Annotated in this window: 16 protein-coding genes and 2 other annotated features; all 16 genes read left to right on the top strand. The window is 41.5% G+C overall.

The window, feature by feature from the left end; genetic code table 11:
• The first annotated feature begins 18 nt into the window (after positions 1 to 18).
• Positions 19 to 1,119 (top strand): PIN/TRAM domain-containing protein, encoded by a 1,101-nt coding sequence (locus BK049_RS07630; protein ID WP_008356484.1) that lies wholly within the window; start codon positions 19 to 21, stop codon positions 1,117 to 1,119.
• A gap of 13 nt (positions 1,120 to 1,132) precedes the next feature.
• Positions 1,133 to 1,822, top strand: a complete 690-nt coding sequence (gene ispD / locus BK049_RS07625; RefSeq protein WP_008356486.1) for a 2-C-methyl-D-erythritol 4-phosphate cytidylyltransferase — start codon at positions 1,133 to 1,135, stop codon at positions 1,820 to 1,822.
• A 3-nt stretch (positions 1,823 to 1,825) separates the two neighbouring features.
• A complete protein-coding gene (ispF, locus tag BK049_RS07620; protein ID WP_007496273.1) occupies positions 1,826 to 2,302 on the top strand; it encodes a 2-C-methyl-D-erythritol 2,4-cyclodiphosphate synthase in 477 nt (158 codons plus the stop codon).
• A gap of 93 nt (positions 2,303 to 2,395) precedes the next feature.
• On the top strand, positions 2,396 to 3,847 hold the full coding sequence (gene gltX, locus BK049_RS07615) for a glutamate--tRNA ligase (RefSeq protein ID WP_071168235.1): 1,452 nt from the start codon (positions 2,396 to 2,398) through the stop codon (positions 3,845 to 3,847).
• Positions 3,848 to 4,077 (top strand) — a binding site (T-box leader).
• 83 nt (positions 4,078 to 4,160) lie between these two features.
• Entirely contained in the window at positions 4,161 to 4,814 is a 654-nt protein-coding gene (gene cysE / locus BK049_RS07610; protein WP_034738454.1) for a serine O-acetyltransferase, read from the top strand.
• Positions 4,811 to 6,211 carry a cysteine--tRNA ligase gene (gene cysS / locus BK049_RS07605; RefSeq protein WP_071168234.1) on the top strand — a complete coding sequence of 467 codons (1,401 nt, stop codon included), beginning with the start codon at positions 4,811 to 4,813 and terminating at the stop codon, positions 6,209 to 6,211. The genes cysE and cysS overlap by 4 nt, the downstream gene beginning before the upstream one ends.
• A gap of 3 nt (positions 6,212 to 6,214) precedes the next feature.
• On the top strand, positions 6,215 to 6,646 hold the full coding sequence (locus tag BK049_RS07600) for a Mini-ribonuclease 3 (RefSeq protein ID WP_008345428.1): 432 nt from the start codon (positions 6,215 to 6,217) through the stop codon (positions 6,644 to 6,646).
• A complete protein-coding gene (gene rlmB / locus BK049_RS07595; protein ID WP_071168233.1) occupies positions 6,630 to 7,379 on the top strand; it encodes a 23S rRNA (guanosine(2251)-2'-O)-methyltransferase RlmB in 750 nt (249 codons plus the stop codon). The genes BK049_RS07600 and rlmB overlap by 17 nt, the downstream gene beginning before the upstream one ends.
• A 2-nt stretch (positions 7,380 to 7,381) precedes the next feature.
• Positions 7,382 to 7,894, top strand: coding sequence for a ribosome-dependent mRNA decay endonuclease Rae1/YacP (gene rae1, locus BK049_RS07590; RefSeq protein WP_071168232.1), 513 nt, complete (start codon positions 7,382 to 7,384; stop codon positions 7,892 to 7,894).
• 63 nt (positions 7,895 to 7,957) lie between these two features.
• Positions 7,958 to 8,614, top strand: coding sequence for an RNA polymerase sporulation sigma factor SigH (gene sigH, locus BK049_RS07585; protein ID WP_008345424.1), 657 nt, complete (start codon positions 7,958 to 7,960; stop codon positions 8,612 to 8,614).
• A 76-nt stretch (positions 8,615 to 8,690) separates the two neighbouring features.
• Complete coding sequence (gene rpmG / locus BK049_RS18840) at positions 8,691 to 8,840, top strand: 50S ribosomal protein L33 (protein WP_008356502.1); 150 nt, start codon at positions 8,691 to 8,693, stop codon at positions 8,838 to 8,840.
• Between the two features lie 34 nt (positions 8,841 to 8,874).
• On the top strand, positions 8,875 to 9,051 hold the full coding sequence (gene secE / locus BK049_RS07580; RefSeq protein ID WP_008345422.1) for a preprotein translocase subunit SecE: 177 nt from the start codon (positions 8,875 to 8,877) through the stop codon (positions 9,049 to 9,051).
• A 171-nt stretch (positions 9,052 to 9,222) separates the two neighbouring features.
• A complete protein-coding gene (gene nusG / locus BK049_RS07575) occupies positions 9,223 to 9,756 on the top strand; it encodes a transcription termination/antitermination protein NusG (protein ID WP_034323246.1) in 534 nt (177 codons plus the stop codon).
• A gap of 171 nt (positions 9,757 to 9,927) precedes the next feature.
• On the top strand, positions 9,928 to 10,353 hold the full coding sequence (rplK, locus tag BK049_RS07570) for a 50S ribosomal protein L11 (protein ID WP_003216956.1): 426 nt from the start codon (positions 9,928 to 9,930) through the stop codon (positions 10,351 to 10,353).
• Positions 10,354 to 10,452: 99 nt separating this feature from the next.
• Positions 10,453 to 11,151: a 50S ribosomal protein L1 gene (gene rplA / locus BK049_RS07565; RefSeq protein ID WP_071168231.1), complete on the top strand. Its 699-nt coding sequence runs from the start codon at positions 10,453 to 10,455 to the stop codon at positions 11,149 to 11,151.
• 49 nt (positions 11,152 to 11,200) lie between these two features.
• Positions 11,201 to 11,341, top strand: a sequence feature (ribosomal protein L10 leader region).
• Between the two features lie 69 nt (positions 11,342 to 11,410).
• Positions 11,411 to 11,911: a 50S ribosomal protein L10 gene (gene rplJ, locus BK049_RS07560; protein WP_008356507.1), complete on the top strand. Its 501-nt coding sequence runs from the start codon at positions 11,411 to 11,413 to the stop codon at positions 11,909 to 11,911.
• The last annotated feature ends 13 nt before the right edge of the window (positions 11,912 to 11,924 follow it).

Raw genomic sequence — 11,924 nt, 5'->3', positions numbered from 1 at the left:
AATAAAGGAGGTGAAGGTATGTTAAAAAGAATCGTTCAGGCGTTTTTTATCATTTTCGGTGCAGTTGTGGGGATTTTTATTATTCCAGAGTTATTTCTACTGTTAAATGTAAAGGACATACCTTTCGTAACAAATGCTTACTCTTCAGCACTAATAGGAGCCGCTGTGTTTTTTATCATCGGTAAATGGTGCACAGACTATGTTGTTAATTGGGTGAAATGGATCGAGGATTCTCTATTGAAGGCGCCTCTTCCTGATCTTATATCTGGAAGTTTCGGTTTAGTATTTGGACTTATTCTAGCATATCTTATTGTAAACGTGATCCCGCTAAACAATATCCCATATCATATTTTTGGTACCATTATTCCGATTTTCCTGGCTTTCTTTTTAGGATACCTTGGATTTCAGGTAGGGTTTAAGAAGAAGGATGAAATGATGGGGCTGTTCTCTCGATCTGCAAAGGTCAGCAAGAAAAAAGGAGCGGCTGATGACGAACCTGAAATAGAAGATAAAAAGCTGAAAATTTTAGACACAAGTGTTATTATTGATGGAAGAATCGCAGATATTTGCCAAACTGGATTCTTAGAAGGAGTCATGGTCATTCCTCAATTTGTGCTAGAGGAATTGCAGCATATTGCAGACTCATCTGATGTATTAAAGAGAAATAGAGGCCGAAGAGGGCTTGATATTTTAAATCGTATTCAAAAAGAATTGGATATCAAAGTTGAAATTTACGAGGGTGACTTCGAAGACATTCAAGAGGTTGACAGCAAGCTTGTGAAGCTCGCTAAGTTAACTTCAGGTGTTGTTGTGACAAATGATTTTAATTTAAATAAAGTATGCGAACTTCAAAAAGTAGCAGTGTTAAACATCAATGATCTAGCCAATGCGGTCAAACCGGTTGTGTTGCCTGGGGAAGAAATGAAGGTACAGGTCATTAAAGATGGAAAAGAGCATAACCAAGGTGTTGCTTACTTAGATGACGGTACGATGATTGTGGTTGAAGAAGGGCGCAATTACATTGGGAAAGACATTGATGTGCTGGTCACAAGTGTGCTGCAAACTGCTGCTGGAAGAATGATTTTTGCGAAGCCAAAACTTCTGGAGAAGGCGCTCTAAAGGGAGAACGAACATGTATTATGAAGTAGTTATTCCGGCTGCGGGGCAGGGGAAGCGAATGAAGGCCGGCCGCAATAAGCTTTTTATTGAATTGAAAAGAATGCCGGTCATCATCCACACACTGAAGGTGTTTGACGCTCACGCGCAATGCAAACGCATGATCTTAGCGATCAATGAAGAGGAGCGTCGTGACTTTGAAAGGCTACTAAAGGTACACGCTTTTCAAACGCCTGTTTCACTTGTCACTGGCGGTGAAGAACGGCAACAAAGTGTATATGAAGGATTGAAGGCTGTGCAAGATGCGGACATCGTGCTTGTTCATGATGGTGCAAGGCCTTTTATTAAGCATACACAGATTGATTTGCTCGTTAAAGCAGCGATTGAAAAAGGATCCGCAGTCGTAGCGGTACCAGTGAAAGACACAATCAAACGCGTTCAAGAAGGCAGAGTGGAACAAACCATTGAACGTCAGAGCTTGTGGGCAGTCCAGACCCCACAAGCTTTTCGTCATTCTATTTTAAAAGAGGCGCATGAATATGCGGAGCGGACAGGCTTTCTTGGAACAGATGACGCCAGCCTTGTTGAACAATTACACGGTGAGGATGTGTATATTGTTCAAGGAGACTATACCAATATTAAACTGACAACACCGGATGATTTATTGGTTGCCAAGGCAATTATGGATGCGGAAAGAGGGTACTAAATCATGTTTAGAATAGGACAAGGCTTTGATGTACATCAATTAACAGAGGGAAGGCCTCTTATTATCGGCGGTGTGACCATTCCTTATGAAAAGGGACTGCTTGGGCATTCAGACGCTGATGTACTGCTTCATACTGTGGCAGATGCCTGCCTTGGTGCGATTGCTGAAGGAGATATCGGTAGACATTTCCCAGACACGGATCCAGAGTTTAAGGATGCAGATTCTTTTAAGTTACTTCAGCATGTATGGGCACTTGTGAAAGAAAAAGGCTATACACTTGTGAATATCGATTGTACCATTATGGCGCAAAAGCCAAAGATGGCACCATACATTCAGCCAATGTGTGAGAAAATCGCGGAAGCCCTTGAGGCGGATGTCACACAGGTGAATGTCAAAGCAACAACGACAGAGAAACTTGGATTTACAGGAAGAGGCGAAGGAATTGCCTCTCAGGCAACAGTGCTTCTTCAGAAAAAGTAAAATCCATTTTGATGAGAATGGGTTTTGATGATAAAATACGTTTATAAAAAATGGTGTCAGGCAACATGATGCAGATGAAAGGAAGTTAAACTCATGGGAAATGAAGTGCGTGTTCGTTATGCACCGAGTCCAACTGGTCATTTACATATTGGGAATGCTAGAACGGCTCTTTTCAACTATTTGTTCGCACGCAACCAAGGCGGCAAATTTATTATTCGAATTGAAGATACAGATCAAAAGCGTAATATAGAAGGCGGAGAAGAAAGCCAGCTTCGTCATTTGCAGTGGCTCGGTATTGATTGGGATGAAAGCATTGATAAAGATGGCGGCTACGGTCCTTATAGACAATCAGAGCGTAATGACATTTACAAAAAATATTATGATGAGCTGCTAGAGAAGGATTTGGCGTATAAGTGCTATTGTACGGCTGAAGAACTAGAAGAAGAGCGTGAAGCACAAATCGCCCGCAGTGAAATGCCTCGATATTCTGGTAAATGCAGTCATTTATCAAAAGAAGAAGAGGACAAGCTCATTGCTGAAGGAAGAGAGCCAAGCATTCGCTTCCGTGTTCCAAAAGGAGAAATGATCAAATTTAACGACATGGTCAAAGGTGATATTTCGTTTGAAACTGACGGCATTGGTGACTTTGTCATTGTGAAGAAAGATGGTACACCGACTTATAACTTCGCTGTAGCAGTGGATGATCATTTGATGAAAATGACTCACATTCTTCGCGGAGAGGATCATATTTCGAATACACCTAAACAAATCATGGTCTTCAATGCATTTGGCTGGGATGTTCCGCTGTTCGGACATATGACGCTGATTGTAAACGAGAACCGCAAGAAATTAAGTAAGCGTGATGAATCCATTATTCAATTCATCGAGCAATATAAGAACTTGGGCTATTTACCAGAAGCTCTGTTTAACTTCATTGCATTACTTGGATGGTCTCCAGTCGGCGAAGAAGAATTATTTACAAAAGAGCAATTCATCGATATTTTTGATGTCAATCGACTTTCTAAGTCACCAGCTCTATTCGATATGCATAAACTAAAATGGGTGAATAACCAATATGTGAAAGCACTTGATCTCGATCAAGTTGTGGCATTAACACTTCCACATCTTCAAAAGGCAGGCAAAGTAAGCGAGCAGCTGACAGAAGAAGAAAACACATGGGTACGCAAACTCATTTCTCTATATCATGAGCAATTGAGCTACGGAGCAGAAATTGTTGAGTTAACAGAGTTGTTCTTTAAGGAGCAAATTGAGTATAATCAAGAGGCAAAGGAAGTTCTTGCAGAGGAGCAGGTGCCAGAAGTGATGGCCTCGTTTGCAGGTCAGCTTGAACGTCTTGAGTCTTTCACATCTGATGAAATCAAAGCGGCCATTAAAGCGGTACAAAAAGAAACCGGGCATAAAGGCAAGAAACTATTCATGCCAATTCGTGTGGCTGTCACAGGACAAACGCATGGCCCAGAGCTTCCACAAAGTATTGAACTGCTAGGTAAAGAAACGGTATTAAACCGTATTAAACAAATATAAGGAAAATCGTTGCGAGGGAGAAGTACAATGTTTTCGTCCATCACAGAAAGAGTCTTCATCGGCTGAAAGAGACTTATGGGCAGACGTTGGAAATGCACCCTCAAGACCCTTGAGGAACACGCAGGTTAGTATGCAAGGGCGGTACCCTCCGTTATGGGATTGAGTTGAGAAAGCTTGTGATAAGAGGCTTTCTAAACAGAGTGGAACCGCGTTTTCAAAACGTCTCTGTCATATGGCAGAGGCGTTTTTTTATTTGTCCAAAAAAAGAGAGCAAGTCCTAAGAGAGATTGATGGGGAAGAACGGGGGGAGCATGTGTTTTTCAAAATGCTGAAAGAAGATATTGATACTGTGTTTGATCAAGATCCTGCTGCTAGAAGCTATATTGAAGTAGTGCTAACCTATTCAGGGCTTCATGCGATTTGGGCTCATCGTATCGCGCACGCATTTTATAAGCGTAAGCTCTATTTTATTGCGCGGGTCATTTCTCAGGTCAGCCGGTTTTTCACAGGGGTTGAAATTCATCCAGCAGCGACAATCGGCAGACGGTTCTTCATTGATCACGGCATGGGCGTCGTGATTGGAGAAACATGTGAAATTGGCGATAACGTCACCGTTTTCCAAGGCGTGACCTTAGGGGGAACAGGGAAAGAAAAGGGAAAGCGTCATCCGACCATTTTAGACGATGCCCTGATTGCGACTGGTGCTAAGGTGCTTGGTTCCATTACCGTTGGAAAAGGGTCCAAGATTGGTGCGGGGTCTGTTGTGTTAAAAGACGTCCCAGACCATTCCACCGTTGTAGGTATACCTGGGCGAGTGGTCGTTCAAAATGGAAAGAAAATCAATCGTGATCTCAATCATCAAGATTTGCCAGATCCAGTTTCTGATCGTTTCAAAGAATTGGAGCGAGAAATGGAAAAGCTAAAACGTGAGCTGGCTTCATTGAGCAGAAAGGAAGAACAATCATGACAATCAATATTTATAATACATTGACACGTAAGAAGGAAGCGTTTGTCCCGCTTGAACCAGGAAAGGTCAAAATGTATGTGTGCGGACCAACCGTCTACAACTACATTCATATCGGGAATGCCAGACCGGCCATTGTATATGACACAGTACGTAAGTATTTAGAATACAGCGGCTATGATGTGCACTTTGTATCAAACTTTACGGATGTGGATGATAAACTCATCAAAGCAGCCAATGAATTAGGGGAAGATGTTCCAACGATTGCTGATCGATTTATTCAAGCATACTTTGAGGACGTCAGTGCACTCGGCTGCAAAAAGGCAGACCTTCACCCGCGAGTGACGGAAAATATGGATGATATCATTGCGTTTATCGCTACGTTGATCGAAAAAGGATACGCCTATGAAGCGGATGGTGACGTATATTACAGCACACGTTCTTTTGAAGGCTACGGAAAGCTTTCTCACCAATCAATTGATGAACTGAAGACGGGTGCTCGCATTCGTGTAGGTGAAAAGAAAAAAGATGCACTGGACTTTGCTTTATGGAAGGCTGCAAAGGATCAGGAAATCTCGTGGGATAGCCCATGGGGCAAAGGACGTCCAGGCTGGCACATTGAGTGCTCGGCCATGGTCAAAAAATATTTGGGCGATACGATCGACATTCATGCGGGCGGACAGGATTTAACGTTCCCTCACCACGAGAATGAGATTGCGCAATCCGAGGCTTTGACAGGGAAACCTTTTGCGAAGTATTGGATGCATAACGGGTATATTAATATTGAGAATGAAAAAATGTCAAAATCGCTTGGTAACTTTGTGCTGGTGCATGACATTATTAAAGAACAGGATCCAGATGTGCTTCGCTTCTTTATGTTATCTGTTCACTATCGTCATCCCATTAATTACTCAATTGATTTATTAGAAAGTACAAAGAGTGCGTTTAACAGACTGAAAACATCCTATGCTAATCTGCATCACCGCCTTGAGAGCAGTACCAATTTAACAGAGGATAACGCCGAATGGCTGACAAAGATTGAAGAACAGCGTGCGACATTTATTTCTGAAATGAATGATGACTTCAATACGGCAAATGCCATCTCTGTTTTATTTGAACTAGCGAAGCAGGCGAATTACTACATGGAACATGATCATACTTCTGAAGAAGTGATCAAAGCATTTATTGGCTTGTTCCAAGAAATCACATCCGTCCTTGGATTTTCATTAGAAGAAAAGCACACGCTTGACGAAGAGGTAGAAGCGTTAATCGAGAAGCGGAATGAAGCTAGAAGAAATCGTGACTTCGCATTGTCTGATCAAATTCGTGACCAGTTAAAGAGCATGAATATTGTATTGGAGGATACTCCTCAAGGTACGCGCTGGAAAAGAGGAGAGTAGGTCATGTTGAATTTTGAAAAGCTGAAAGACGGAAAACAGTTGAACGGACTGGCGCTTGCTTATATGGGTGATGCCATTTTTGAAGTATATGTGAGGCATCACCTCCTCCAAACGGGGGCGACCAAACCAAATGAACTTCATAAACGAGCAAGTAAGATCGTTTCAGCTAAATCTCAGGCCGCCATTTTATTTGAGCTGCAGCAGAAGGGCTTTTTCACAGAAGCGGAAGAAGCGGTGCTGAAAAGAGGAAGAAATGCAAAATCAGGCACAGTGCCTAAAAACACAGACGTTCAAACGTATCGTTATAGTACAGCGTTTGAAGCGCTCATGGGTTATTTGTTTATTGAAAAGCAGGACGAACGCTTAGAAGAGCTGATTAGTCAGGCGATTGAAATCGGAACGTCAGGGAGGAAGACAAATGAGTCAGCAACATGATTATGTGATTGGGAAAAATGCAGTGATTGAAACACTGAAGTCAGATCGAGAGTTGTACAAGCTCTGGATGGCAGAAAACACTGTAAAAGGACAAGCCCAGCAGGTCATTGAACTCGCTAAAAAGCAAAATATCACCATTCAGTATGTTCCGAGGAAAAAGCTTGATCAGATGGTATCAGGACAGCACCAGGGAATCGTTGCACAAGTAGCAGCATATGAATATGCGGAATTGGACGATCTGTATCAAATTGCCGAACAGCGTAACGAACAGCCATTTTTCATTATTTTAGATGAAATTGAAGATCCGCATAATTTAGGGTCGATTATGCGTACGGCAGATGCTGTTGGTGCACATGGGATTGTCATTCCAAAACGACGAGCGGTTGGCTTGACGACAACTGTTGCGAAGGCATCCACTGGGGCCATTGAACATATCCCTGTCGCGAAAGTAACCAATCTTTCAAGAGCTCTTGATGAGATGAAAGAAAGAGGAATCTGGGTCGCAGGAACAGATGCGTCTGCTAAGCAGGACTACAGACAATTTGATGGCACCATGCCTCTCGCCCTTGTGATTGGCAGTGAAGGAAAAGGAATTGGCCGATTGATCAAGGAAAAATGTGATTTTCTGATTAAATTGCCAATGGCCGGGAAGGTCACTTCATTAAACGCATCCGTTGCAGCTAGTTTATTGATGTATGAAGTTTATCGAAAACGTTATCCGTTAGGAGAATAGAGATGGACATCCTCTTAGTCGATGGGTACAACATGATAGGTGCATGGCCTCGTTTGCAGCACTTAAAGGAAAACAGCTTTGAAGAAGCCAGAGACGTGCTGATTCAACATTTAGCAGAATATCAAGCATATACAGGGTATCGAGTCATTGTTGTATTCGATGCCCATATGGTCAAAGGGATCGAAAAAAAGCGGACAAACCACCGAGTAGAGGTCATCTTTACGAGAGAGAATGAAACGGCTGATGAGCGGATTGAAAAGCTGGCCCAAGATTTGAATAATATTCGGACGCAAATTCATGTGGCGACCTCTGATTATACAGAACAATGGGCCATTTTTGGACAGGGTGCACTTCGTAAGTCGGCTCGAGAGCTTTTAAGAGAGATAGAAGTGATTGAACGAAAGATTGAAACGCGTGTCAAAAAGATTACGTCGGATAAACCTTCATCCAAAATTGAATTGTCAGAAGATGTATTGAAAACGTTTGAAAAATGGCGGCGGGGGAATTTGGAATAGCTTGACGATATTTCAACCATTATTGTATAATATTGCTATCTAGGTGCGGTCGGGGGGATCGAAGTGAATCTAAACAACAGCAAGGGTAAGTCCATCAGAGAGCAATTTTGCCAGTTGGAAGATGAACAAGTCATTGAAAGGGTTCATGTCGGAGATAGTGATGCGCTAGATTATTTAATTACGAAATACCGCAACTTTGTACGTGCGAAAGCAAGATCTTATTTCTTGATTGGAGCGGATCGAGAGGACATTGTCCAAGAGGGAATGATCGGACTTTATAAGTCTATCCGCGATTTCAGAGAGGACAAGCTTACTTCATTTAAGGCTTTTGCAGAATTATGTATTACCCGCCAAATTATCACCGCAATTAAAACAGCTACTCGCCAAAAACATATCCCGTTAAATTCCTATGTATCATTAGACAAGCCGATATACGATGAAGAATCGGACAGAACATTATTGGACGTCATTTCCGGCGCTAAAGCGCTTAACCCAGAAGATTTAATCATTAGCAAAGAAGAATTTGATGATATTGAAATGAAAATGGGTGAATTACTAAGCGAGCTGGAAAGAAAGGTACTTGTGCTTTATCTTGATGGCAGATCTTATCAGGAGATTTCTGAAGATTTAAACCGTCATGTGAAATCAATTGATAACGCACTTCAAAGAGTAAAGAGAAAATTAGAGAAATATTTAGAACTGCGCGAGATCAGTCTCTAATCAAACCTATATTGACAGCTTTTTCGACACTGTGATAAGGTACTAAGGAAATGATGTCGAGAAAATAGGTGTAAATATGAGGAAAAAGATTACTCTAGCCTGTAAAGACTGCGGAAGCCGCAATTATACGACAATGAAAAGTGTTGCTTCAGCAGCTGAAAGATTAGAAGTGAAGAAATATTGCAAGACTTGTAATTCACATAAAACACATTTAGAAACGAAGTAGGATTTGCGTTCTTTAATCTGTGGAGGTCTTTTACATGCGTATTATCAGTTTCTTAAAAAGTGTCGGGAAAGAAATGAAAAAGGTCAGCTGGCCAAAGAAAAACGAAATGGTCCGCTACACGATCACTGTTATTCTAACAGTCGTATTTTTTGCCATCTTTTTCTCTTTTCTTGATATAGGAATCTCACAATTAATCGAATTAATTCATTAATACTTGAATAATGGTCTGCTGAACGTGCTATAATAGATCATAATATGACTTGCCAAAAAACCCGTTTTACGGGTTTTTTCAATTGCTTGAAAATATTTACTGTTACTCGATATTTGTCAAATAGACATTATGAAATGTGGGGAGGGAAGGACTGAATAGTCCTGAACGAAAATGGAAAAGAATTGGTATGTTGTGCATACGTACTCTGGCTATGAAAACAAAGTAAAAGCAAATCTGGAAAAGCGTGTTGAATCAATGGGCATGCAGGATAAAATCTTCCGCGTAGTCGTACCAGAAGAAGAAGAAACGGATTTTAAAAACGGTAAGAAAAAAGTCGTCAAAAAGAAAGTATTCCCTGGATATGTGCTAGTAGAAATCGTCATGACTGACGACTCTTGGTATGTCGTTCGTAATACACCAGGTGTGACAGGATTCGTTGGATCAGCTGGCTCAGGCTCAAAGCCGACTGCGCTGCTGCCAGGCGAAGCGGAAACCATTCTGAAGAGAATGGGTCTAGAAGAACGCAAAACAGAAATCGACTTTGAACTAAAAGAAACAGTTAAGGTGATCGATGGACCATTTGCTAACTTCACAGGCTCTATCGAAGAGATTGATTACGATAAAAGCAAAGTCAAAGTATTCGTTAATATGTTTGGTAGAGAAACACCTGTTGAACTTGAGTTCACACAGATCGATAAATTGTAATTCAAAAGAGCTTGAAATGAGTGTATAGAAGTGGTAATATAGCAAAGGTACGTCTTGAGTTCGCTCAAGATCGCTAGCTAGTTATTTCGTCATTCATATAAAGAATGAAGTTGTTGAGTGGGAGGGGGATTCCCCTATTACCACATCACGGACTTTAAGGAGGTGTGTCTCGTGGCTAAAAAAGTAGTAAAAGTTGTTAAATTGCAAATTCCTGCTGGAAAAGCTAACCCAGCTCCACCAGTTGGACCTGCACTAGGTCAAGCCGGTGTTAATATCATGGGATTCTGTAAGGAGTTTAACGCTCGTACAGCTGACCAAGCTGGTCTTATCATTCCTGTTGAAATTTCGGTTTTTGAAGACCGTTCATTTACATTTATTACTAAAACTCCACCTGCTGCAGTATTACTTAAAAAAGCAGCTGGTATTGAGTCTGGTTCTGGTGAACCTAACCGTAATAAAGTGGCAACTGTTAAGCGTGATAAAGTACGCGAAATCGCGGAAACAAAAATGCCTGACTTAAACGCTGCTAGCGTTGAATCAGCTATGCGCATGGTTGAAGGTACTGCACGCAGTATGGGTATTGTCATCGAAGATTAATTTTTTGTCTTGTTGGGTTGCGAGTTTGGTTTTGACAAGTTCGCAACCCTTATTCGTGGGAGGTTATTCCGCTAAAACCACATAAGGAGGATTTTTATAATGGCTAAAAAAGGTAAAAAGTATGTAGAAGCTGCTAAGCTAATCGATCGTACAAAAGCGTATGATGTAGCTGAAGCCGTTTCTCTTACAAAAAAAGCAAATACAGCGAAATTTGATGCGACTGTAGAAGTTGCTTTTCGTTTGGGCGTAGACCCTCGTAAAAACGATCAACAAATCCGCGGTGCAGTTGTACTTCCTAACGGAACTGGTAAAACTCAACGTGTTCTTGTGTTCGCTAAAGGCGAAAAAGCAAAAGAAGCAGAAGCTGCTGGAGCAGACTACGTTGGAGATTCTGATTACATCGCTAAAATCCAACAAGGTTGGTTCGATTTCGATGTCATCGTTGCGACACCTGACATGATGGGTGAAGTTGGTAAGATCGGTCGTGTACTTGGACCAAAAGGTCTTATGCCAAACCCTAAAACAGGAACTGTAACATTCGAAGTAGAAAAAGCAATCAATGAAATCAAAGCTGGTAAAGTTGAATACCGCGTTGATAAAGCTGGTAACATCCACGCGCCAATCGGAAAGGTTTCTTTCGAGGACGAAAAGCTTGTTGAGAACTTTGCAACAATCTATGACACAATCCTTAAAGCAAAACCTGCAGCGGCTAAAGGTGTATACGTGAAAAACGTTTCTGTTACATCTACTATGGGCCCTGGCGTGAAAGTGGACCCATCTTCTTTCTCTGCTAAATAATTCTTGACTTATCACAACCATTTTGATAATATCAAAATGTTGTAAAATAAAATAATGTCCATTTATACCGTAGACAGCAGGGGCCTTATGGCTTAAATAACCCGCCGAGGTGTATATGTCACAGTCTTACGTTAACGTATGCTTGTATATACAGCCTCCATGTCTTAATGGAGGCTTTTTATATGGAGAACCGTTCGTTAGGAACGTGATGGCCTGATCGGTATAAGTGTTACACAAAGAATGTACAGGAGGTGTAACCATGAGCAATGCAATCGATACTAAAAAAGTTGTCGTTGATGAAATTACTTCTAAATTTAAAGACAGTGTGTCTACTGTAATCGTAGATTACCGCGGTCTTTCAGTTTCTGAAGTGACTGAACTTCGTAAACAGCTTCGTGAAGCTGGCGTAGAATTCAAAGTTTACAAAAACACTATGACTCGCCGTGCAGTTGAACAAGTTGAACTAACGGGTTTAAACGATTTCTTAACAGGTCCAAACGCTATCGCATTCAGTAACGAAGATGTTATCGCACCTGCGAAAATCATCAACGATTTTGCGAAAAGCCACGAAGCTTTAGAAATCAAAGCTGGTGTTATCGAAGGAAACGTAGCGACTGTAGAAGAAGTGAAGGCTCTTGCGGAACTTCCGTCTCGCGAAGGCTTACTTTCTATGTTGCTTAGCGTTCTTCAAGCTCCAGTTCGTAACCTTGCTCTTGCTACTAAAGCAGTTGCAGAACAAAAAGAAGAACAAGGCGCTTAATGCGTACTTGACG

The organism is Bacillus xiamenensis, assembly GCF_001857925.1.
In the GTDB taxonomy this organism is placed as follows: Bacteria; Bacillota; Bacilli; order Bacillales; family Bacillaceae; genus Bacillus; species Bacillus xiamenensis.
This window is presented reverse-complemented; position numbering and strand designations above follow the sequence as displayed.